Raw genomic sequence first — 22,697 nt, forward strand, 5'->3', positions numbered from 1 at the left:
AACGCGGCGGGCGGCCCTCCACCGGGCCGCCCGCCGCTGCTCCACCGGGTGGACTCAGGACAGCGGGGTGCCGTTCTTCCAGACGGCTGCGACTTGGGGGACGCCCGGGCGGTAGGCGAGGTAGACGGGGTTGGGGGCGTCCAGCAGGACGAGGTCGGCGCGGGCCCCCGGCGCCAGGTGCCCCACATCGTCGCGGCGCAGCGCCCGCGCTCCGCCCGCTGTGGCGGCCCACAGGGCCTCCTCAGGGGTCATGTGCATCTCGCGCACCGCCAGCGCGATGCAGAACGCGATGCTGGACGTGAAGCACGACCCCGGATTGCAGTCGCCCGCCAGGGCGACCACGGCGCCCGCATCGAGCAGCGCGCGGGCGTCCGGGTAGGGCTGGCGGGTGGAGAAGTCCACGCCGGGCAGCAGGGTCGCGACGGTCGCCGAGTCGGCGGCGCCCCTGCCCGACTCGGCGAGCGCGTCGACGTCGGCCGCCGCAAGGTGCGTGCAGTGGTCCACCGACGCCGCGCCCATCTCCACGGCGAGCCGCACGCCCGGCCCTTCGCCGAGCTGGTTGCCGTGGACGCGGGCCAGCAGCCCCCGGTCCATTCCCGCGCGCAGCACCCGGCGCGACTGCTCCTCGTCGAACGCGCCCCGCTCGCAGAACACGTCGACCCACCGGGCGTGCGGCGCGCACGCGTCCAGCATCGGGCCGGTGACCTCGGTGACGTAGCCGTCGGTGTCGCCCGCGTACTCCGGGGGGACCACGTGCGCGCCGAGGAACGTCACCTCCTCGGTGAGGCCGGCCGCGATGCGCAGCGCGCGCTCCTCCTCGGCGACGCTCAAGCCGTACCCGGACTTGATCTCCAAGGTGGTGGTGCCCTGCGCCTGCGCCTCCGCCAGCAGCGACGCGGCGCGGGCGTGCAGTTCGGCGTCCGTCGCGGCGCGGGTGGCCGCGACCGTGGTGCGGATGCCGCCTGCCTCGTAGGGCCGCCCGCTCATCCGGGCGCCGAACTCGCGGCTGCGGTCACCGGCGAACACGATGTGGGAGTGGCTGTCCACGAAGCCGGGGATGACGCAGCGCCCGGCGGCGTCCACCCTGGTGTCGGCGTCGGGCGCGCGGTCGCGCGGCCCGGCCCACGCCACCCGGCCGCCGTCGAGGACCAGCGCCGCGTCGGCGAGTTCCCCGGTGCGCCCCTCCCCCAGCTCCGGATCGTTGGTGACAAGGGTGCCGATGCCGTCGATCAGCACGGATGTGGGGGTCTCGGTCACGCGAACAGCTCCTTGATCTCGGCGTGCAATGACGCGGGGGCATCGGGCATGGACCGGTGGACGCCGTCGCGGACGATCCAGCGCCCGTCCGCCATGACGTGGCGGACGTCCGCTGCCGTCGCGGCGAACACCGCGGTGTCGGTGGCGCGTTCCGGGTCGAAACCCGCGGTGCGGACCCCGTCGAGGCCGATGGTGACCAGGTCGGCGCGGTAGCCCTCGGCGAACCAGCCGGCCCGCTCCCAGCCGAGGGAGTTGCCGTGGCCGTGGCCGTGCAGCGCCTCCAGCAGCCACGGGGAGCCGCGGGTGCCGCGGGTGCCGGTGCGCAGTCGCTCGTGCATCTCCACCGCGCGGGCCTCCTCGAACATGTCGATCGTGGAGTGGCCGTCGCTGCCGAGGCTCACGGGCACCGGCTCCAGGTCGGCGAGGCGGGGCAGGCCGTCGGCGAGGTCCCGTTCGGTCGTCGGGCACAGGCACACCGTGACGGTGGAGCCGGCGTCGCGGAGCAGCCGAACGTCGTCGTCGCCGAGGTGGGTCGCGTGGACGAGGGTGGGGTGGACGGCGTCCAGGAACCCGGTGTCGGCGAGCAGGCCGGTGGGTGTGCGCCCGTAGGCGGCCACGCACGCGGCGTTCTCGGCCGGCTGCTCGGACAGGTGGATGTGCGGCCCGGTCCAGGTGTCGTCGGCGCTCTGCTCGTGCAGTTCCACGAAGCGCCGCACGCCCTCGGCCGGTACGGCGCGCACCGAGTGCAGGGCGGCGCCCTTGCGCGCGTGCGCGCCGTCGGGGCGGAAGGCGTCGACGCGGGCGGCCCAGTCGTCCACGTCGCGGTCGCCGAAGCGGAGCTGGGTGCCCTCCAGCGGAGTGTGCGCGCCGTCGGCGGTGAGCCCGCCCTTGAGGTAGCAGGTGTCGAGCAGGGTGATCCTGATCCCGGCGTCGGCCGCGGCCGCGACCAGCGCCGCGCTCATGGCGTTGGGGTCGGCGTAGCGGACGCCGCCGGGCGCGTGATGCAGGTAGTGGAACTCGCCGACGGCGGTGACGCCGCTCAGCGCCATCTCGGCGTAGACGCCGCGGGCCAGCCGGTAGTAGGAGTCGGGGTCGAGCCGGGCGGCGGCCCGGTACATGCGCTCCCGCCACGTCCAGAAGCTGCCGCCGTGCTCACCGGTGCGCCCGCGCAGCGCGCGGTGGAAGGCGTGCGAATGGGCGTTGGCGAAGCCGGGGACGGTCAGCCCGGCCAGGCGTTCGGCGCCGTCCGGCGGCGCGGCGCGTGCGCCGATGGCGGTGATGCGCCCGTCGGCGACGTCCAACAGCACGCCGGGGGTCGCGGCTGCGGCGCTGGACGCGGTATCGAGCAGCGCCCACTCACACCAATAGCGCGCGGTCAGGGCCACGGTCGCCTCCTCAGCATCGGATCGGCCCGCCGCAGGCCTCGTCGCGGCGGCGGATACAACGGTCGGCCCGGCAGCGGGCCTGTGCCCGGGATCTGTTACCCCAATCAGCCCGTGGTGCTTCGCGCCGCTTCAATGCCGTTGGCTTAATGCGCGGGTTTCGACCTCGGCCCGGCGGAGGGGTGGGCGCCGAGAGCGTCCTCGCCCGCAGCGGACCTGGGCAAGGCTGCCGGTGAGCCTGGCTCCGGCCCCCTGGGCCAAAGGACGCTCTCGCCCCCGAAAGCCCGCGCCCCGGGGCGCCCTCCTCCTGGGGCAGGCCCGCCCCCTCCTCCGCGGCCTCCCTGGACAGTGCCGGGTCATCGGGTGAGGAGGTCCGTGAGGGTGTCGGCGAGTGCGGCCACGCCCGCGTGGCAGTCGGCGGGCTCGGCCCACTCCTCCGGCGCGTGCGAGACGCCCGTGGGGTTGCGCACGAACAGCATCGCGGCCGGTGCGACAGCGGAGAACACCCCGGCGTCGTGCCCCGCCCCCGTCGGCAGTGCCGGTGCGCCGCCGGCCAGCGCCGCCACCTGGTCGCGCAGCCCGCGTTCGAAGTCGACGACGGGTGTCAGGGACTCCTGGTAACTGGCGAGCGTGACCCCGTTGCCGCCGGAACTGCGGCGGGCCGCCGACTCGATCTCGTCCACCATCGCGCGCAGGGTCGCCTCGTCGGGGGCGCGCGCGTCGAGCCAGGCGCGGACCCGCGACGGGATGGCGTTGGCGCCGTTGGGCGAGACCCGCACCTTCCCCACGGTCGCCACCGCGTCCAGCCGCTGCGCCGACGCGCGGGCCGCGAGGACCGTCTCGGCGAACGGCAGCATCGGGTCGTTGCGGTCGGCCAGGCGGGTCGTCCCGGCGTGGTCGGCCTGCCCGGCGAAGTCGAGCCGCCACCGGCCGTGCGGCCAGATCGCCTCGGCGACGCCGATGGGTGTGTCGCGGTGGACGAGGGCGCGGCCCTGCTCGACGTGCAGTTCGAGGAACACCCCGATGCGGCCGACCACCTCGGGGTCCGGCCCGATGCGTTCGGGGTCGAGGCCCGCCGCCTCCATGGCGCGCGCCCACGTGACGCCGTCGCCGTCGGTGAGGGCGCGGGCCCGCTCCGGCGCGGTGACCCCGGTGAGCAGCCGCGACCCCAGGCACGGGACGCCGAAGCGGGCGCCCTCCTCCTCGACGAAGACGCCGACGGCGAACGGCCGCCGCGGCGCGACGCCGCGCCGCTTCAGCTCGTCCACCGCTGCGAGCGCGCTGACGACCCCGAGCGGGCCGTCGAACGCGCCCCCGTCGGGCACGGAGTCGAGGTGGGACCCTGTGACGACCGCGTCGGGTCCGGGTTCGCCCCACCACGCCCACAGGTTGCCGTTGCGGTCGCCGCGCACGTCCAGGCCGCGCCGCTCCGCGGCCTCGGTGAACCACGCGCGCGCCTCCGCGTCGGCAGCGGTCCAGGAGAAGCGGCGGTACCCGCCGGTCCCGCCGAAGCGGCCGATGGGCAGCAGCTCGGACCACAGGTCGTCGAAGGTGTGGCTCATGCTCGTCCGTCCTATTCGCGTGTGTCCCGGGTGGGGGTGGGTGGACGCAGCGGCGTCGGCCCGCCCCCACCGCAGTCTGCCCGCGCAGGGCCCGTGTCCCGGAGCCGCCGCGCCCGCGCGGTCAGCCCTCGCGCATCGGGACGCGGAGCCCGTTGTCCTCGGCGACCGCATCGGCCTCGGGGTAGCCGGCGTCGACGTGGCGCAGGACCCCGGTAGCGGGGTCGTTGGTCAGGACCCGGTCGAGCTTGCGGGCCGCGAGGTCGGTCCCGTCGGCGACGCTGACCTGCCCGGCGTGGATGGAGCGGCCCATGCCGACCCCTCCGCCGTGGTGGATCGACACCCAGGACGCGCCGGAGGCGGTGTTGACGAGGGCGTTGAGCAGCGGCCAGTCGGCGATCGCGTCGGAGCCGTCCTTCATGCCCTCGGTCTCGCGGTACGGCGACGCCACCGAGCCGGTGTCGAGGTGGTCGCGGCCGATCGCGAGCGGCGCGCTGATCTCACCCGAGGCGACCAGCTCGTTGAACCGGGCGCCCGCCGCGGCCCGCTCCCCTTGGCCGAGCCAGCAGATGCGGGCGGGCAGCCCCTGGAAGGCGACCTTCTCGCCCGCCATGCGGATCCACCGCGCGAGGTGGTCGTTGTCGGGGAACAGGTCGAGGATCGCCCGGTCGGTGCGCGCGATGTCGGCCGGGTCGCCGGAGAGGGCCGCCCACCGGAACGGGCCCTTGCCTTCGCAGAACAGCGGGCGGATGTAGGCGGGGACGAAGCCGGGGAAGTCGAAGGCGCGGGAGAATCCCGCGGTCCGCGCCTCGCCGCGGATGGAGTTGCCGTAGTCGAACACCTCGGCACCGGCGTCGAGGAACCCGACCATGGCGGCGACATGCGCCGCCATGGAGTCCTGGGCGCGGCTGGTGAACTCGGCGGGCTTCGCCGCGGCGAGGTCGCGCCACTCCTCGAACGCCACCCCGGCCGGCAGGTACGCCAGCGGGTCGTGTGCGGAGGTCTGGTCGGTGACGATGTCGATGGGCGCGTCGCGGCGCAGCAGCTCCGGCAGCACCTCGGCGGCGTTGCCGAGCAGGCCGATCGACAGCGGACGCCGGGCGTCGCGCGCCTCGGTGGCCAGGCGCAGCGCGTCGTCGATGCCGTCGGCGCGCACGTCGAGGTAGCGGTGGGCGATGCGGCGCTCGATCCGGCTGGCGTCGCACTCCACGACGATGGCGACGCCGCCGTTCATGGTGACTGCGAGCGGCTGGGCGCCGCCCATGCCGCCGAGGCCCGCGGTGAGGGTGATGGTGCCCGCCAGGCTCCCCCCGCTGCCGCCGCCGAGTTTGGCGGCGACGGCGGCGAACGTCTCATAGGTGCCCTGGAGGATGCCCTGGGTGCCGATGTAGATCCACGACCCGGCGGTCATCTGCCCGTACATGGTCAGGCCGAGGTCGTCCAGGCGCCGGAACTCCTCCCAGTTCGCCCAGTCGGGCACCAGGTTGGCGTTGGCGATGAGCACGCGCGGCGCCCATTCGTGGGTGCGCAGGATGCCGACCGGGCGGCCGGACTGCACGAGCAGGGTCTCGTCGCCCTCGATGTCGCGCAGCGAGGCGCTGATGCGGTCGAAGCTGCGCCAGTCCCGGGCGGCCTTGCCGGTGCCGCCGTAGACGACCAGGTCGTCGGGGTGTTCGGCGACCTCGGGGTCCAGGTTGTTGTGCAGCATGCGCAAGGCGGCCTCTTGCGGCCAGCCCTTCGCGCTCAGCCGGGTGCCGCGGGGGGCGCGGACGGGGCGCGGTCCTGACGTGGTCATGGGCGTGATTCCCCTTTTTTCTGTGGGCGGGCGGGTCCTCAGTGGGCGGGCCGGTCAGCGCAAGGGGGTGACCCCTGCGGCGGCGCGCCGCACGGTGCCGTCGGCGACGAGGGCCGTCGCGGCGTCGATCTCGGGGGCGAGGTGGCGGTCGGGGCCGGGGCCGGCGACCTTCTCCCGCACCGCTGCGACGACGGCGCCGGTGGCGGGGCCGGGCCGCAGCGGTGCGCGCAGGTCGACGGCCCGGGCGGCGGTGAGTACTTCGATGGCGAGGATGCCGGTCAGCCCGTCGACGGCACGGCGCAGCTTGCGCGCCGCCGACCACCCCATGGACACGTGGTCCTCCTGCATCGCGGAGCTGGGGATGGAGTCGACGCTCGCCGGTGCGGCGAGCCGCTTGAGTTCGGAGACGATGGCGGCCTGGGTGTACTGGGCGATCATGTGGCCGGAGTCGACACCGGGGTCGTCGGCGAGGAACGCCGGCAGGCCGTGCGAGCGGGCGACGTCGAGCATCCGGTCGGTGCGCCGCTCGGAGATGGAGCCGAGGTCGGCGACCGCGATGGCGAGGAAGTCGAGGACGTAGCCGACGGGGGCGCCGTGGAAGTTGCCGTTGGACTCCACCCGGCCGTCGTCGAGGACCACGGGGTTGTCGATGGCCGCGGCGAGTTCCCGCCCGGCGACCGCTTCGGCGTGCGCGAGGGTGTCGCGCGCGGCCCCGGCGACCTGCGGCGCGCAGCGCAGCGAGTAGGCGTCCTGCACGCGGTTGCAGTCGGGGCCGCGGTGGGAGGCGACGATGGGCGAATCGGCGAGCAGGGCCGCCATGTTCGCCGCGGCGGCGGCCTGGCCGGGGTGCGGGCGCAGGGCCTGGAGGTCGGACGCGAACACCCGGTCGGTGCCGAGCAGCGCCTCCACGCTCATCGCGGCGGCGATGTCGGCGGTGACGAGCAGGCCGCGCAGGTCGTGGATTGCCAGCGCGAGCATCCCGGTCATGCCGTCGGTGCCGTTGATGAGCGCGAGGCCCTCTTTCGCGGCGAGTTCGAAGGGGCGCAGTCCGGCGGCCGCCAGCGCGGCCGCCGCGTCGGTGTCGGCGCCCGAGGCGTCGAGCACCCGCCCCTCCCCCATCAGGGCGAGCGCGACGTGCGACAGGGGCGCGAGGTCGCCGGAGCAGCCGAGGCTGCCGTACTCGTGGACGACGGGGGTGATCCCGTGGTTCAGCAGCGCCGCGAGCAGTTCGGCGGTCTCGGGCCGCACTCCCGTGTGGCCGGAGGCGAGGGTGTGCAGCCGCAGCAGCATCAGGGCGCGGACGACGTCGCGCTCGACAGCGGGGCCGGTGCCGGCGGCGTGCGAGCGGATCAGCGAGCGTTGCAGGCGGGCGCGGAGCTCGGGGGCGATGTGCCGGGTGGCGAGCGCGCCGAACCCGGTGGTCACCCCGTAGGCGGGTGCTGTTTCGGATGCCAGCGCCTCGACCCGCTCGCGGCCGTCGGCGAGGGCCTTGCGGGAGTCGTCGGAGAGGCGGACGGGCGCGTTGTCGCGGGCGACGGCGACGACATCGGTGATGCTCAGCGGCTCTCGGCCGAGGGTGATGGGCGCTGCTGTGGGCATGCCCCCATTGCACATCCGGCGCGGCGTCGGCGGGAGCACCGAACCGCGGTTCGTGTCTGAGATTTCAGATACTCAGGGCGGGGGCGGACGGGGGCCGCCGGGGGTCGACGCGTCCGGCGGGTCCCGCCAGATGCGGGCGACGGTCATCTCCGCGAGGAAGTGGCACTGCGACGGCCGGAGGTGGGCGACGTGGCGCGAGACCGCGAGGCGGGGCTCCTCCCAGGTCTCGGCGCGCACGATCGCGCCGAAGCATCGGGCCTCGTGGGCCAGCAGCGGAATGTCCGGTGGGTCGTGACTGGGCTGCGCCGGATACACCTGAATCGCTCCAGATGCCGCGATACGTGCGGCAATTGGGGGTCTCGCCGTGAATGCTCTCACATTCACGAGCGGAAACCGACGGGTCGGTATACAGAATTCCCGACGTCCGAATCGCTACTCTCCGCAGGTGGACACGGAGCGCAACCCCGCTCCCGCCATTTCGGACACTTCGTCACCCCCCGTGTCGCCACCCCGGCGGCGTCGAAGGCCGCCGCCGCGGGTCCCACTGCGCGATACGCCGCGAAGCGGGCGCAGTAGGGGAGTGCGAAGCATTCGCGACGGCAGCCACCCCCCTCGTCCGAGGGCACCAGGGGCGTCCCGCACACCCCCTTCACCCAGGACACCAGGAACGTGGGAACGGGCGGTCAGCCCGGGGTTTCCGCTGCGAGTTTGGCGCGCATTTGCGCCGACCAGGCCGTTGCCGCGCGCAGGACCGGGCCCGGCAGTTCGTGGCCGCCCGGGTGCTGGTGGAAGGCGACGTCCGCGCCGCGCTCGGTGAGCTGGTCGGACAGCAGCGCCGCCTGGTCGTACGGGGTGATCGTGTCGGCGCGGCCGGCGCCGACGAACACCGACGCGCCGGCCAGGTCGACGCGGTCCGGCTCCCTGCCCTGCAAGGGTGCCGCCGGTGCGAACAGCGCGGCGCCCCGGAGCAGGTCCGGCCGCAGCAGGAGCAGCGCCGCGGCGATGTTCGCACCGTTGGAGAACCCCACGGCGACGATCTTCGCGGGGTCCAGCCCGTACTCGCGCGCCGCGAGTCCCGTGAAATCGGCGAGATCCCCCGCTCGGCGGATCACGTCGGGCACGTCGAAGCGGCCCATGCCCATCCTGCGGAACCACCGGTTCGCACCGTTCTCCTCGACGGCGCCGCGCGGGGACAGCAGCGCCGCCCCGGGGGCGAGCGCCGCGCCGAGGTCGAGCAGGTCGTGCTCGTCGGCCCCGGTGCCGTGCAGCAGGAGCAGGGTCACCCCGTCGCCGTGCCCGGGCACGTAGACGTGCGGTGTGCTCTGCGCGTCGGTGCCGGGGTGGAAGCGGCGGGTCTGCGGCCTCGGCATGGTCATGCCTCCTTCGCGAGCGCGATCTCCGGCAGCGAGCGCTCGATCTGGGCGCGGTCGGGCTCCAGCCAGGGCGGCAGCCGCAGGGACCGGCCGAGTTCGAGCAGCGGCTCGTCGTAGTCGAATCCGGGGCCGTCGGTGGCGATCTCCAGGAGGACGCCGCCGGGCTCGCGGAAGTAGATCGAGCGGAAGTACTGGCGGTCGCGGATGTCGGTCACGCCGACGCCCTCGTCCAGCAGCGCGCGCCGCCAGTCGGACTGGGACTGCTCGTCGGGGGCGCGGTAGGCGACGTGGTGGACGGTGCCGGCCGCGACCAGCCCGCTGGGCGCCTTGGGGTCGGCGAGGACGTCGACGACCCGGCCGACGCCTTCGGTGCCGGGCGCGGTGCGGAAGCGGTAGCGCCCGGCGTCCTCGGCGACCAGCTCGAACCCGAGCTTGCCGGACAGCATCGACGCCGTCCCCTCGTAGTCCCGTTCGGTCAGGGTGACGGCGCGGACGCCGCGGATTGCGTGCTCCTGGGGGACGGGGCCGCCGTCCCAGGGGTCGGTGTCGTGGTAGTCGGCGCTGGCGACCAGTTCCACGATCAGGCCGTCGGGGTCGCGCAGGCTCAGTACGTCCTCGTCGATGCGCTCGGCCGGCCGGGTGGACGGGATGCCGGTCGCGGCGAGGTGGCGCTGCCACCAGCCCAGCGAGCCCTCGGGGACCGAGAAGGAGGTCGTGGTGGCCTGCCCGGCGCCGAGCCGGCCCTTGGGCGCGCCCGGCCACGGGAAGAAGGTGAGGACGGTGCCGGGGTTGCCGGCGCGGTCGCCGTAGTAGAGGTGGTAGGTCCCGGGGTCGTCGAAGTTGACGGTCTTCTTCACGAGCCGCATGCCGAGCGCGTTGAGGTAGAAGTCGGCGTTGGCCTGCGGGTCGCTGGCGATCGCTGTGACGTGGTGGATCCCGGAGGGTCGGACGGCCATGCTCGGCTCCTTCGCGCTGGACGGGTGCTCGCAGTCTACAGAACAGTTGAAAATTAAATTGAATTCCCGAACGCGCCCCACTGTCCCCTCCCCCCTCGAGCGGCGGCTCGAACAGCGAGAATCGGTGCGTGCCCCCGCCGGCACGAACCCGCAGTGGACCAGAAAGGGTGAACGCGCATTGAGCATCGTCCCCGCGGCGACCCGCGCCCTGCGGCTGCTGCGCTTCCTCGCCGCGCAGCAGGGCCCCGTCTCCGCCGCCGCCATCGCCCGCGACCTCGGCCTGCCCCGCTCCAGCGTCTACCAGCTGCTGGAGGCCATGGCCGACGAGGGCTTCGTGACACGGCTGCCGGAGGAGCGGCGCTGGGGACTGGGCGTCGCCGCGTTCGAGATCGGCTCGGCCTACCTGCGGCACGACCCCCTCGAACGGCTGGCCGGGCCGCTGCTGACGGTCCTCGCCGAGCAGACGGGCGCGACCGCCCACCTCGGCGTCCTGCACGGCGCCGACACGCTGTACCTGCTCAAGGAGCAGCCGCGCTACGCGCCGACCCTGGTCACCGGTGTCGGCGTGCGGCTGCCCGCGCACCTCACCGCATCGGGCCGGGCGATCCTCGCGCAGCTGCCGCGCGCCCAGGTCCGCGCCCTCTACCCGGCGCGCACCGGGTTCGTGGACCGGACAGGACGCGGCCCCGCGTCGCCGACCCAGCTGCGCGAGCTGCTGGACGTCGAGCGCCGCCGCGGCTGGTCGAGCGAGGACCAGCAGGTCACCGAGGGATTCGCGTCGGTCGCCGCCGCGGCGTTCGACCACACCGCCCGCCCGGTGGCGGCGATCGGGCTGACGGTGCCAGGCGAGCGCCCCGTGACACCCGCGGCGCTTGCGTCGCGGGTACGCGACTCCGCCGCCGAACTCACCCGCCGCCTCAACGGCCGCGCGCCGGGCTGATCGCCCGCGCGCCGCCGCCCGCCGTCCCTCGCCGCTACTCGTCCTCGAACAGCCGCAGGTTGGGCGCCTTGCCGGTCGACGGCTCGACCTTCAGCGACTTCAGCGAGAAGGACATGACGTCGGTGAACACCGGCGCCGCGCCCTCGCCGCCGTAGTAGTCCTTCTTCGGGTTGTGCAGCACGACCTGGACGATGAGCTCGGGGTCCTCCACCGGTGCCATGCCGACGAACGTGCTTGTGTAGCCGCCGCCCTTGTACTTGTTGGTGTCGGGGTTGATGCGGTTCGCCGTCCCGGTCTTGCCCGCGACCCGGTACCCCGGGATGGCGGCCTGCTGCGCGGTGCCGTGCTCGCCGGTGACGGCCTCCAGCATCAGCTTCACCTCGCCGGCGGTCTTCTTGCTGACGACCCGCTCCTTCTTCCCCTCCTCCGCCGGGGTGAACTCGCCCTGGTCGTTCTCCGTGCCCGCGACGACGGTCGGCTCGACCCGCACGCCGTCGTTGGCGATAGTGGCGTAGACCCCCGCCATCTGCACGGCGTTGACGCTCAACCCCTGACCGAAGGAGACCGACGGGAGCTGGGTCCCCCACCAGTCGTCGGGGTTGCTGAGGATTCCCGCGTTCTCCCCGGGCAGGTCCAGCCCGGTGGGCTTGCCGAACCCGAACTTGCCCAGGTAGTCGTAGAGCTTCTGGGCGCCCAGCTGCTCCCCCACCTGGATGGTCCCCACGTTGCTCGACTGCGCCATGATCCCGTTGAGGGTCATGCGCTCGGTCTCGTGGAAGTGGGAGTCGCGGAACGTGCGGTCGTAGCGCTTCACCGAGTACGGCACGGTGTAGACCGTGTCGGGCGTGGTGAGCCCCTCCTCCAGCGCGCCGGCCGCGGTGATGACCTTGTTGGTGCTGCCGGGCTCGAACGCGTCGCCGACCGCGCCGTTGCGGCGCGCCTCGGGCGTGGTCCCGTCGATGTCGTTGGGGTCGAAGGAGGGCGCGTCGGCCATCGCGACGACCTCGCCGGTCTTGCGCATGACGACGACCGAGCCGCCCTCGGCGCCCAGCGCGTCGACCTGCTTCGACAGCGCCTTCTGCGCGTTCCACTGGATGTCGCGGTCGAGGGTGAGGCGGACGTTCTTGCCGGGCACGGGCTCCTTCGCCAGGCCGCCGGCCATGGGGATCTGGGTCCCGGTCTTGCCGATCTCGACCTGGCGCTTGCCGGCCTGCCCCGCCAGCGTCTCGTCCAGGACGCTCTCCAGCCCTTCGAGCCCCTCGCCCTCGGAACCGGTGAACCCGACGAGGTTCGCCGCCCCGGTCTCGGCGGGGTAGACCCGCTTGTAGTCGCGCTCGGAACCGATCCCCTCGAGCCCCAGCTCGTTGAGCGCCATCCACTCCTTCGGCGGCACGTTCTTCTTGACGACCTGGTAGCGGCTGGGCTTGGCGTCGACCTTCGCCGCGACGGTGCCCGGGTCGAGCCCGAACCGGTCGACCAGCTCGTCGACGACCTTGTCGCGCTGCTTGGCGTCGATCACCTCGGGGTCGACGAAGACCGTGCGCACCTCCACCGACATCGCGAAGGGGTTGCCGTCGGCGTCCGTGATGTCGCCGCGCATGGTCGGCACGTTGAGGACGCTGAGCCGGGTGTTCTCCGCGGCGGTGGCGTAGTGCTCGGCCTTGTAGCCCTGGATGTAGACCAGGCGGCCGGCGAACACCAGCAGGACCACGCCCATCAGCACGGTGGCGATCTTGATGCGGCGCCGGTGGTCGACCCGCTGGAACCTGCGGCGCAGCGGAGGGATGCCCCCGCCCCCCGACGCGGCCGGCCGGGGCCGCCGCGGCGGGGGCGGCGACGCCCCCGCCGGGCGCCGGCTCGGCGCGCCCTCGCGCTTCGGCCGCCGCCCGGTGGAGCCCTGGCCGGGACGCCGGGGGTCGCGGGATCTGGGCGCGCTCAATTGGGTTCGGCCTGGTTCTCGGTTCCCGGCAGGCCGGTGCCGCTGTCGCCGCTCTCCGAGGTCTTGCCGTCCTCCAGGTCGAGGACCTCGGGCGCCTGGCCGGACTCCATGCCGTACCCTTCGGCCTTCTCTGCGATCGCGCCGGGCGCGGACTCCCGCTCGACCTTGTCGCGGAGGTCCTGCTCCTCGTGGACGAGCGCCTGCTGCCGGTCGCGCTCCATGTCGATGGCGAACGCGTCCTCGGTGAGGACGGTGCGCAGCGCGAGCAGGCTGATCAGCGCGCCTGCCAGCAGGGCGAGGATGAGCAGCACGAACGGCAGCCGCGGCGCGCCCGGCGCAGCGGGCGCGGGGCGCGGCCGCTGCGCCGGCCGGGTGGCCGGCCGTTCGGGCTTGCGCGGGCGCGGCGGCGCCTTGCGGCTCGCGGTCCCGGTGGCACCCCGGGTGTCCTCACTCGTCTGGCTCATGCGCCCTCCCGGACTCGCTCGGCGGCCCGCAGCCGGGCCGATGCCGCACGGGGGTTCCGTTCGTTCTCCTGCTCAGGGGGGACTTCGGCGCCCCTGGTCAGGAGCCGGAGTTCCGGCTGCGCGTCCGGCAGTGGGACGGGCAGGCCGGGAGGGGTGGTATCGGTCGCGAGCGCGGCGAGCGCCCGCTTGGTGATGCGGTCCTCGAGGGAGTGGTACGACAGCACGGCGATGCGCCCGCCCACGGCCAGGGCGCCGATGGCGGCGGGGAGGGTGCGCTCCAGGATGGCGAGCTCGGCGTTGACCTCGATGCGCAGGCCCTGGAAGGTGCGCTTGGCCGGGTTGCCGCCGGTGCGGCGGGTCGCGGCGGGGATGGCGTCGCGGACCAGCTCGGCGAGGCGGCGGGTGGAGTCGAGTGGAGCGGCCGACCGCTCCTTGACGATCGCGGCGGCGATGCGGCCGGCGAAGCGCTCCTCGCCGTACTCGCGCAGCACCCGGGCGAGCTCGGCCGCGGTGTAGGTGTTGACGACGTCGGCGGCGGTCCGGTGCTGGGTGCGGTCCATGCGCATGTCAAGGGGCGCGTCGCGCGCGTAGGCGAAGCCGCGCTCGGCCTCGTCGAGCTGCGGGGACGACACCCCGAGGTCGAGCAGGACGCCCTGGACACCGCTGATGCCGAGCCCGTCGAGGACGGCGGGGATCGCGTCGTACTCCGCGTGCGCGAAATCGACCCGCGGGGCGAACGGCGCGAGGCGCGCGCGGCTGCGCTCCAGCGCGGTGGTGTCGCGGTCGACGCCGACGAGCCGCAGCCCGGGGTGCGCCGCGAGCAGGGCCTCGGCGTGCCCGCCGAGGCCGAGGGTACCGTCGACAACGACGGCCCCCGGCTCCCGCAGGGCGGGGCCCAAAAGCTCGGTGATCCGGTCGCGCATGACCGGGATGTGCGAAGGCTCCGCGCCGGTGCTCCCGGCGTCGCCTGTGCCTTCCGTCAACACGGGTCCCCTCCCCCCTGGTTGCGGCTCTCCGGGCGCGGCGCCCGTCGAGTGAGACCGGTCGTGGCCCCCCTTGACCTGGACGGGCCCTCAGGCCCCGCCCCCACCTGGCGCCGGGGAAGATGCGTCAGCTAGTGGGCGGTCGGCCTGAAGGCCCCAACCGGACAAGCCGGGTCACAGCACCCCCGGCAACACCTCCTCCGAGAGGTCGGAGAACGCCTGCTCCTGGTCTGCCTCGTACGCCGCCCACGCGGCGGCGTCCCAGATCTCCAGTCGCGTGTTCGCACCGATGACCACGCAGTCCCGCTCCAGGCCCGCGTAGGCGCGCAGCCCCGCGGGAATGGTGATGCGGCCCTGCTTGTCGGGGACTTCGTCCGATGCGCTGGCGAAGAAGACACGGCTGTAGTCCCGAACGGCCTTGGCCGTGACCGGGGCCGTGCGGAGAGCGTCGGTGATGCGGTGGAACTCGCCCATGGGAAAGGCGTAGAGGCAGCGTTCCTGGCCCTTCGTGATCACCAGCCCCCCCGACAGTTCGTCGCGGTACTTCGCCGGAAGGAACAGCCGTCCCTTCTCGTCAAGGCGTGGCGAGTGGGTCCCGAGGAACATCCGGCCCCACCTCCCCAGCCTCCCGTGGCGGAGTCGCCTCCTCCACGGTGCCCCACTGTACTCCACTCTCCTCCCCGGTCAACAGAAATCACTCCTGCACAACCCGAAAGGCCAGTGAGAAACCCCAGTTCAAACGGGGTGGAGCAGGGTGGGTCCCGGCGTGTCGCACTGCGGGGCCGTTGTCAAGAGGCGGCGACGACCTATTCCGGTTCGCGGGTGTTCGGCGCAGTATCGCCGTTGAGGTTTGCATTCCACCGCTTTACGCCTAGCCTTCAAGTGATCAGAATCGGCCCTGCGGGAGGGGACACGTGTCACTCGACACGCGCTACACCGATCATGGCGACGGGTCGTCCGAGGGCTCCGATTCGGTCATCGCCGCGGCCGGCCGCATCCGCGAGGCGGTCGAGACCGTCATCGAGGGCAAGGCCGACATCGTCCGGGTCGCGATGACCGTCCTGCTCGCAGAGGGCCACCTGCTGATCGAGGACATCCCCGGTGTGGGCAAGACCATGCTCGCCAAGGCGCTGGGCCGCGCCGTCGACTGCACCGTGCAGCGCATCCAGTTCACGCCCGACCTGCTGCCCAGCGACATCACCGGTGTGAGCGCCTACCACCAGGAGCGGCGCGAGTTCGAGTTCAAGCCCGGCCCGGTCTTCGCCAACGTCGTGGTCGGCGACGAGATCAACCGCGCCTCGCCCAAGACCCAGTCCGCGCTGCTGGAGTGCATGGAGGAGGCCCAGGTCAGCGTCGACGGCCAGACCCGCCTCCTCGACCGCCCCTTCATGGTGGTCGCGACCCAGAACCCGGTCGACATGGAGGGCACCTACCCGCTGCCCGAGGCGCAGCGCGACCGGTTCATGGCCCGGGTCGCGGTCGGCTACCCCGAGCCGCAGGCCGAGCTCGACATGATCGACACCCACGCCTCGAACTCCCCGCTCGACGACCTCGTCCCGGTGGCCACCGCCGCCGACGTCCGGGCGATGATCAGCCACGTGCGCGGCGTCCACGTCGCCCCCGCGGTGCGACGCTACGCCGTCGACCTGGTCACCGCCACCCGCACCTCGCCGGCGCTGCGACTGGGGGCGTCCCCGCGCAGCACCCTGCACCTGATCCGGGCGTCGCGCGCCTATGCCGCGCTCGCCGGCCGCGGCTACGTCCTGCCCGACGACCTCCAGGACCTCGCCGTCCCGGTCCTGGCGCACCGCCTGCTGCCGAGCCCCGAGGCGCAGCTCGAACGCCGCCCGCCCGAACAGGTCGTCAGCGACATCGTCTCCCGGCTGCCCGTGCCCGAACACGTCTAGGGAGTGTTTTGAAAGGGCTTTCGGATCAGCGAGCGGCCGTCCAGGGCGGGGCTCGCAAGCCGATCTGCGAAGTTCAGCCTGGTTGGCTGTTCGAGCCGATCGGCGCGGCGAGCATCGTCCTGGTGGCCGCGAGCCCGAAATGGCTTTCAAAACACGACCTTGGCGGTCAGCGGTGCTGAGAGCGTTCACCCTCCGCGGCAGGGTGCTGCTGTGCGTCGGCGCCGCCTTCGGCATCGGAGCGGTGCTGCTCGGCGAGCGCGACCTCCTGCGTGTGGGCGTGTTCACCCTGCTCATCCCGGTGCTGTCGGCGGTGGCGGTGGCCCGCATGCCGCGCGCCGTGAGCCACACCCGCGACCTGCTGCCCGCGCGGGTCGCCGCGGGCGAGGACGCCCGCGTCCGGCTGCGGCTCACCGGGGGCACGCCCGCACTGCGGGCCGGCAGCCTGCTCATCGAGGACTCCCTGCCCGTCGTCCTCGGCGAGGTGCCCCGCTACACCATCGGGCGGCTGCCGCCGGGGGCGTCGCGCGAGGTCACCTACCGGGTGCACGCCCAGATGCGCGGGCGCTACCCCATCGGCCCGCTCCGGCTGCGCTTCCTCGACCCCTTGGGCTGCGTCCAGTTGGAGCGCCTGGTCGGGTCGAGCGTGGCGCTCCTGGTCACCCCGCCCACGGTCGCCCTCGGCGGCAGCTCCCCCACCGGCGACTCCACCGACAGCGGCGAGAGCCGCACCCGGTCCATGGCCAGCGCGGGCGACGACGACATCGTGCCCCGCGGGTACCGCCACGGCGACGACCTCCGCAGGGTCCACTGGCGCTCCACCGCGCGCCACGGCGAGCTGATGGTGCGCCGCGAGGAGCACCAGTGGCGCGACCACAGCGCGCTGCTGCTCGACGTCCGCGAACCGGCCCACGCGGGGTCCGGGCCCGGGTCCTCGATGGAGACCGCGGTCAGCTCCGCCGCGTCCGTCGCGCTGCATCTGCTGTCGCTGGGCCAGGAGCTGCGGTTCGCCACCAACGACCACGAGGTCACCGCCTTGGGCGGGGCCGACGCCGTCCTCGACACCCTCGCCGTCACGCGGCCGTCCCTGTCGACCAGCCTGCACACGGGGATCGACCTGCTGGGCCACACCGCGGTCACCGGCCAGGGCATGATCGTGGCGGTGCTGGGCGCCCTGCGGGCCGCCGAGGCCGAGGCGCTCGCCCAGGCGCGCGGCGTCCGCGAGCGCCGCTGCGTCGCCGTGCTCTGCCCCACCGCGGCGTGGACCACGCCGGCCGCCCGCACCGAGGCGCGGCACCGGCTCACCCGGGCCGGGTGGGTGGTCCTGGAGCCCGCCACCGTCGACGCACTGCCCCGGCTGTGGCGCGAACACGTGACGGGGGCCGCGCGCGGCGCCGACGCAGCGCGCTCCGCCGCCGTCCCGCCCCGGACGGGAGGCACGGTCTCATGAGGTTCCGCATCACCATCGCCGTCGTGGTGGCCACCCTGTGCGGGATCAGCCTGCTCGACCCGCTCTTCGCGACCGAGGGATGGTGGTCGGGCGCCGCGATCGCGGTGGCCGCGGTAGCCGCCACCGGCCTGGCGGGGCGCGCGGCGCGCCTGCCCTCGCTGCTGCTGCCCCCGGCGCAGGCGGTCGTGGCGCTGTGCGCCGTGACCGCCATGTACGCCGGCGACACCGCACCGCTGGGGTTCGTGCCGGCCCCCGAGGCGATCGACCGGCTGCGTGTCCTCGCCGAGGCCGGGCGCACCGCGATCAACCTGAGCCCCACCCCGGTCGAGATGTCGGCCGGGATCGGCCTGGTCCTCGCCCTCAGCATCGCGCTGTTCGCCATCGTCGCCGACGTCGTCGCGGTCACCCTGCGCGCCCCGGCGCTCATGGGGCTGGCGGTGCTCGCACTGCTGGTCGTCCCGCTGGCCGTGCACCAGGACGGCGTCCAGTGGCCGGCGTTCGCCGCGGCGGCGGGCGGGTACCTGCTGCTCCTCGCCGTCGACGGGTGGGAGCGCACCACCGCGTGGGGGCGCGGATCCGCTGCCGACCGCTCCGACAGCGCCTCCCTGCACCTGCTCGGCGCCGCGCGCATCGCGATTCCGGCGGTCGCCGTGGCGCTGCTGGCGCCCCTCGCCGTACCGGGCCTCGCCAGCGACGCGGTGTTCGACCTGGCCTCCGGAGTCCGCGCCGGCGGCGAGACCATCACCACGACGCACCCCATGGTCACCCTGCGCCGCGACCTCGCCTCGGGCACCAACCGCCGCGTCATGTACTACAACACCACCACAGAGACCCCCGACTACCTGCGCATGTACGTCCTCGACGGCTTCGACGGCCAGGACTGGACCATGGCGCCGCTCCAGGCCGCCGACCGCAACCGGGTGCGGGCGGGACAGGAGCTCCCCCAGCCCGAGGGCCAGTGGCTCGACGACGCCCCCTCCGACGTCACCTCCGAGATCACCCTGACCACCGGGTCCCGGCGCATGGCGTTCCTCCCCGCCCCGTACCCCGCGCGGGAGATGACCGTCACCGGCGACTGGTTCGTCGACCCCGAGACCCTCATGGCGTTCTCCCCCACCCAGCAGGGCGCCGGGCTCACCTACACGGTCCGCAGCACACCGGCCGCCGCCACCCGCGCCGATCTCGCCGGCGGCGACTTCCCGGCCGACGGCCAGGTGGACGACCGCTACCTCGCGCTGCCCGACGACGTCGACCCCCGCGTGGCCGAGCTGACCGAGTCGATCACCGGCGACGCCGCCGACCCGCACGAGGCCGCCGTGGCGCTCCAGGACTGGTTCACCGACGGCAGGTTCACCTACGACCTGCGCCCGCCGGTGCTCGCCGAGGGCGAGGACCCGCTCACCGACTTCCTGTTCGACACCCGCACCGGCTACTGCGAGCAGTTCGCCGCGTCCATGGCGGTCATGGCCCGGCAGGCGGGGATCCCCGCCAGGGTCGCGGTCGGCTACACACCCGGCGAGCGCAACGGCGACCGCTGGGTGGTCACCGAGCGCAACGCCCACGCGTGGCCGGAGCTGTACTTCCAGGGGTTCGGCTGGCTGCGGTTCGAACCCACGCCGTCCTCCGCCGACGGACAGGGCACCGCGGTGGTGCCGTCCTACGCGTCCGAGGCGGCCGCGGCGCGGCCCGACACCGACACCGGAACCGCCGCCCCCAACGCCGACGACCTTGCCGAGCGGCAGAGCCCCGACACCGGTGAGAGCGCCGCCCCCGCCGAGCGCGACCCCGCGGCGGGCGCCGACTCCGCCGGCGGGGCACGCCCCGACCCCAATCCCCTGCCCGCGCTGCTCACCGGGGCGGCACTGGTGCTGGCGCTGTCGGCGCCCGCGCTGACGCGGCTGCTGGTGCGCCGGTTCCGGTGGGCGCGCGCCGCGACGCCGCGCGACCGCGCCAACGCGGCGTGGCGGGAACTGCGCGACGACCTCACCGACCTGGAGATCGGGTGGAGCGGCGCCGAGACCGCCCGCGCGCTGGCGCAGCGGGTCGCCGCGGAACAGCGGCTCACCGGGCCGGCGCGGGAATCGCTCGAACGGATCGCCCGGGCCAGGGAGCGCGCGCTCTACGCACCCGACGCCCCAGAAACGGGACCGTCGGCGGCCGACTCGCGCACGGTGCGCGCGGCGCTGCGCGCCGCCGCCGAGCGGCGGGTCAGGGTGCGGGCGGCCGTGCTGCCGGTGTCGATCCTACGCCGCCCGGCGCCCGCGGCGGCCCCGGGCCCCACACGCGCCTAGCGTCCGGGGTACGGGCCCTTGGTGCAGGCCCGTGCGGCGCTAAGGGCATAGGGACATGCGCAGGCCAGGGCGGTGGCGGTGCGCGGTTCGGCGAACCGCGCAGAGCCGGCGCCCTGGCCTGTCGCCCGAGCTACTGGTCGTTGCCTTCTTGGCGGCGGCGCCAGCGCTCCTCGAAGCGGTTCATCATGCCTTGGCGCTGCTGGCGCCGCTGCTTGGGTTCGGCCGCGCCGGCCTGCTCGCCCTCGGCCGACCCGCCGGCGACCCTGCGCCAGCCGGAGATGCCCCAGAGCGCGCAGCCCAGCATGACCAGGAAACCCAGGGCACCGACGAACACCTGCTGGACGATGACCCCGCCCATGAGCAGGCACACGCCCACGGCGAATCCGGCCGACGCCTTGATGATCGAGCGCTTGTAGTGGACCTTGGGGTTCGTCTGGCGAACCGTGTTGGCGAACTTGGGGTCCTCTTCGTAAAGCGCCTGCTCGATCTGGGCGAGCATGCGCTGCTCGTGTTCAGAGAGCGGCACGGCGCCTCCCATAGACAGTCCCTTGATGGGGCAGCGGGTTCTGGGCAACTTCTCGATGGCCAGTGATATGCCCAGAATACGGTGCCTTAGCGCCTGGTGAAAAGAAAAGATGTGCGCCGGCAGCGCCAACTTCCGTCACGGTCCACTCACCTCTGTTCCGACCACTGCAACCCTCACCCTGTGAACGCGCGGCAACTCTCACGAGTCGCCACATCATATGTCATTTTCATCACGATTCACCAATGAAGCAGGACGAAGCGCCCCGGCTCCGAACCGCCGCGCCGCCTCGTCCATCACCCCCTCGGCGTCCCGCCAACCGGTCTCGGGCTCGTCGAAGGCGAGCTGGCGGTGGACCGACGCGGAGTCGGTCAGACCTTCGGCCCTGACCCCCACCAGCCGCAGCGGGGCGCCCACGAGACCCGACGCGGCGTACAGCTCCCGCGCCGCGGCATTGATGTCGCGACCCAGGTCGGTGGGGACCGCCAGGGTGCGCGAGCGTGTGATCGTGGAGAAGTCGCCGCGGCGCAACTTGACCACGACCGTGCGCCCCGCGACCCCCGCGGCGCGCAGCCGCCGCGCGACCTTCTCCGACAGCTCCAGCAGCTCCCTGCGGATGCGGTCGGGGTCGGCGACGTCGCGGGGGAAGGTCTCCTCGGTGCCGATGCTCTTCTCGGCCGCGCCCTCGCTGTCGACCCCGCGGGGGTCGCGGCCCCACGCCAGCGCGGCGAGGTGCGCCCCCACCGCCTCGCCCAGCGCGCTGCGCAGGGTGGGCTCGGGGGTCCTGGCGACGTCGCCGACCGTGCGCAGGCCCAGGCGGCGCAGCGACTGCTCGGTCTTCTCGCCGACGCCCCACAGCGCGCCGACCGGCAACGGGTGCAGGAACGCCGTGACCCGGTCGCCCGGCACCAGCAGCAGGCCGTCGGGTTTGCACTGGGTCGAGGCGAGCTTGGCGACGAACTTGTTCGGCGCGACGCCCACCGAGCAGGTGAGCCCCTGCTCGGCCGCGACCCTGGTCCGGATGAGCTCGGCGACGCGCACCGGCGAGCCGAGCCGCAGCCGGGCGCCGGAGACGTCGAGGAACGCTTCGTCGACGCTGAGGGGTTCGACCTCGGGGGTGACCGAGAGCAGGATCTCCCGGACGGCCTTCGACACCCGCCGGATGGCGGCGCCGTCAGGGGGGAACACCGCTGCGTCGGGGCACAGCCGCAGGGCGCGCGCCATGGGCATGGCCGAATGGACGCCGTAGGCGCGGGCGAGGTAGTCGGCGGAGGACACCACGCCGCGTGCCCCGGTACCGCCGACGATGATGGGGGTGTCGCGCAGCTCGGGGCGCTCCAACCGCTCCACGCCGGCGAAGAACGCGTCCATGTCGACGTGCAGCACCGGGCAGCCGTCGTCGGGGGCCGGGCCGGTGGGCAGGGGCTCGATACCGTCGGCCCCGACCACACCGCGCAGGGCGGCCCCGCGCTCCAACTGGCGTCGGCTCATGGCCTTGAGGTTACTCCCCCGCGCGGTGCGCCAGCAGATGCAGCTGGGTGGCGATTCCGGAGAGCACCGGGTGCTCGGACGCCGCCTTCTCCAGCTCGAGGAGCTCCGCGCTGCTGTGCGCGCCCTCCTCCAGCACCCGGCCGGGCAGCAGGTCGGTGAAGACCCGGACGCCGCGGATGTCGACCGCCTCGAACCCGGCCTCGCGGGCCAGCGCGGCGAGCTGGTCGGCGCCGAACCGGCGCGGCATGGGGTCGCCCTCGCCCCACCGGCCCTGCGGGTCGGCCAGCATTCTGTGGGCGTCGGCCAGGTGGCCGGCGAACGCCCGGTGCAGCGCGCCGGCGACGGCGTTCGCCGCCAGCACGCTGATGGCGCCCGACGGCCGCAGCAGCGCCGCGGCGTCGACGAGGGAGCCGAGGGGCTCCTCGACGTGTTCGAGCACGTTGTGCATCAGGACCAGGTGGGCCTCGCCGGGCGGGAGCAGCTCGGGGAGGTCGCGGGTCTCGCCCTGGAGGGCGCGGACGCGCACCCCCGCCTCGGCGGCGCGCCGCTCCAGCGCCGCCAGCGAGTCGGGGTTGGGATCGACGACGGTGACCTGGTGGCCCAGTTCGGCGAGCGGGACGGCGGCGCCGCCGGTACCGCCCCCGGCGTCGACGATCTCCAGCGGCGCCTCGGCGCCGGCCGCGAAATCGGCCAGCAGGTGGCGCAGGGCCTCCCACACGACGGCGGTGCGCGCCGCGTTCGCCGCGCGCTGCGGTCCGGTGGCGGTCCGGTCGAGCACCGAGCATCCCCCT

The 22,697-nt window shown here is 74.0% G+C and carries 19 protein-coding genes; 4 read left to right on the forward strand and 15 right to left on the reverse strand.

The window, feature by feature from the left end; genetic code table 11:
• Positions 1 to 54: 54 nt before the first annotated feature.
• The 8 genes from hutI to CLV63_RS15335 form a co-directional block, all read right to left on the reverse strand.
• The gene (hutI, locus tag CLV63_RS15300) at positions 55 to 1,257 is read right to left on the reverse strand and encodes an imidazolonepropionase (protein ID WP_106583697.1); all 1,203 of its coding nucleotides are present in this window, start codon (positions 1,255 to 1,257) and stop codon (positions 55 to 57) included.
• Positions 1,254 to 2,642 (reverse strand): formimidoylglutamate deiminase, encoded by a 1,389-nt coding sequence (locus CLV63_RS15305; RefSeq protein ID WP_106583698.1) that lies wholly within the window; start codon positions 2,640 to 2,642, stop codon positions 1,254 to 1,256. The genes hutI and CLV63_RS15305 overlap by 4 nt, the downstream gene beginning before the upstream one ends.
• Positions 2,643 to 2,995: 353 nt before the next feature.
• A complete protein-coding gene (locus tag CLV63_RS15310; protein ID WP_106583699.1) occupies positions 2,996 to 4,201 on the reverse strand; it encodes an allantoate amidohydrolase in 1,206 nt (401 codons plus the stop codon).
• Positions 4,202 to 4,322: 121 nt separating this feature from the next.
• The gene (gene hutU / locus CLV63_RS15315; RefSeq protein ID WP_106583700.1) at positions 4,323 to 5,993 is read right to left on the reverse strand and encodes a urocanate hydratase; all 1,671 of its coding nucleotides are present in this window, start codon (positions 5,991 to 5,993) and stop codon (positions 4,323 to 4,325) included.
• Between the two features lie 54 nt (positions 5,994 to 6,047).
• On the reverse strand, positions 6,048 to 7,592 hold the full coding sequence (gene hutH, locus CLV63_RS15320; RefSeq protein ID WP_106583701.1) for a histidine ammonia-lyase: 1,545 nt from the start codon (positions 7,590 to 7,592) through the stop codon (positions 6,048 to 6,050).
• Between the two features lie 72 nt (positions 7,593 to 7,664).
• Positions 7,665 to 7,907 carry a hypothetical protein gene (locus tag CLV63_RS15325; RefSeq protein ID WP_106583702.1) on the reverse strand — a complete coding sequence of 81 codons (243 nt, stop codon included), beginning with the start codon at positions 7,905 to 7,907 and terminating at the stop codon, positions 7,665 to 7,667.
• A gap of 368 nt (positions 7,908 to 8,275) precedes the next feature.
• Positions 8,276 to 8,962, reverse strand: coding sequence for an alpha/beta hydrolase (locus tag CLV63_RS15330; protein WP_106583703.1), 687 nt, complete (start codon positions 8,960 to 8,962; stop codon positions 8,276 to 8,278).
• A 2-nt stretch (positions 8,963 to 8,964) separates the two neighbouring features.
• A complete protein-coding gene (locus CLV63_RS15335; protein WP_106583704.1) occupies positions 8,965 to 9,921 on the reverse strand; it encodes a ring-cleaving dioxygenase in 957 nt (318 codons plus the stop codon).
• A 178-nt stretch (positions 9,922 to 10,099) separates the two neighbouring features.
• Here CLV63_RS15335 and CLV63_RS15340 point away from each other — a divergent pair, with 178 nt between their 5' ends.
• Positions 10,100 to 10,861: an IclR family transcriptional regulator gene (locus tag CLV63_RS15340; RefSeq protein WP_106583705.1), complete on the forward strand. Its 762-nt coding sequence runs from the start codon at positions 10,100 to 10,102 to the stop codon at positions 10,859 to 10,861.
• Between the two features lie 34 nt (positions 10,862 to 10,895).
• Here the strand turns inward: CLV63_RS15340 and CLV63_RS15345 are convergent, their stop codons facing one another.
• From CLV63_RS15345 to mraZ, 4 genes are all read right to left on the reverse strand, one after another.
• On the reverse strand, positions 10,896 to 12,578 hold the full coding sequence (locus CLV63_RS15345) for a peptidoglycan D,D-transpeptidase FtsI family protein (RefSeq protein WP_449288803.1): 1,683 nt from the start codon (positions 12,576 to 12,578) through the stop codon (positions 10,896 to 10,898).
• 218 nt (positions 12,579 to 12,796) lie between these two features.
• Positions 12,797 to 13,264: a hypothetical protein gene (locus CLV63_RS15350; RefSeq protein WP_106583707.1), complete on the reverse strand. Its 468-nt coding sequence runs from the start codon at positions 13,262 to 13,264 to the stop codon at positions 12,797 to 12,799.
• The gene (gene rsmH / locus CLV63_RS15355) at positions 13,261 to 14,247 is read right to left on the reverse strand and encodes a 16S rRNA (cytosine(1402)-N(4))-methyltransferase RsmH (RefSeq protein ID WP_394339779.1); all 987 of its coding nucleotides are present in this window, start codon (positions 14,245 to 14,247) and stop codon (positions 13,261 to 13,263) included. The genes CLV63_RS15350 and rsmH overlap by 4 nt, the downstream gene beginning before the upstream one ends.
• Before the next feature lie 174 nt (positions 14,248 to 14,421).
• Positions 14,422 to 14,853, reverse strand: a complete 432-nt coding sequence (mraZ, locus tag CLV63_RS15360; protein ID WP_106583708.1) for a division/cell wall cluster transcriptional repressor MraZ — start codon at positions 14,851 to 14,853, stop codon at positions 14,422 to 14,424.
• Between the two features lie 308 nt (positions 14,854 to 15,161).
• On the opposite strand from mraZ, the gene CLV63_RS15365 reads away from it, so the two are divergent.
• The 3 genes from CLV63_RS15365 (at position 15,162) to CLV63_RS15375 (ending at position 19,892) form a co-directional block, all read left to right on the forward strand.
• A complete protein-coding gene (locus tag CLV63_RS15365) occupies positions 15,162 to 16,154 on the forward strand; it encodes an AAA family ATPase (protein ID WP_106583709.1) in 993 nt (330 codons plus the stop codon).
• Positions 16,155 to 16,326: 172 nt separating this feature from the next.
• The gene (locus CLV63_RS15370; protein WP_170134230.1) at positions 16,327 to 17,601 is read left to right on the forward strand and encodes a DUF58 domain-containing protein; all 1,275 of its coding nucleotides are present in this window, start codon (positions 16,327 to 16,329) and stop codon (positions 17,599 to 17,601) included.
• Positions 17,598 to 19,892, forward strand: coding sequence for a transglutaminaseTgpA domain-containing protein (locus CLV63_RS15375; protein ID WP_106583711.1), 2,295 nt, complete (start codon positions 17,598 to 17,600; stop codon positions 19,890 to 19,892). Before CLV63_RS15370 ends, CLV63_RS15375 begins: the two co-directional genes overlap by 4 nt.
• Before the next feature lie 130 nt (positions 19,893 to 20,022).
• Here the strand turns inward: CLV63_RS15375 and CLV63_RS15380 are convergent, their stop codons facing one another.
• The 3 genes from CLV63_RS15380 to CLV63_RS15390 all read right to left on the reverse strand — a co-directional run bounded on the left by CLV63_RS15380 (position 20,023) and on the right by CLV63_RS15390 (position 22,684).
• Positions 20,023 to 20,418: a DUF3040 domain-containing protein gene (locus CLV63_RS15380; RefSeq protein ID WP_106583796.1), complete on the reverse strand. Its 396-nt coding sequence runs from the start codon at positions 20,416 to 20,418 to the stop codon at positions 20,023 to 20,025.
• Between the two features lie 213 nt (positions 20,419 to 20,631).
• The gene (dinB, locus tag CLV63_RS15385; RefSeq protein ID WP_106583712.1) at positions 20,632 to 21,906 is read right to left on the reverse strand and encodes a DNA polymerase IV; all 1,275 of its coding nucleotides are present in this window, start codon (positions 21,904 to 21,906) and stop codon (positions 20,632 to 20,634) included.
• Positions 21,907 to 21,916: 10 nt separating this feature from the next.
• The gene (locus CLV63_RS15390) at positions 21,917 to 22,684 is read right to left on the reverse strand and encodes a methyltransferase (RefSeq protein ID WP_106583713.1); all 768 of its coding nucleotides are present in this window, start codon (positions 22,682 to 22,684) and stop codon (positions 21,917 to 21,919) included.
• Between the last annotated feature and the right edge of the window lie 13 nt (positions 22,685 to 22,697).

Source organism: Murinocardiopsis flavida, from assembly GCF_003014485.1.
GTDB classification, from domain to species: Bacteria; Actinomycetota; Actinomycetes; order Streptosporangiales; family Streptosporangiaceae; genus Murinocardiopsis; species Murinocardiopsis flavida.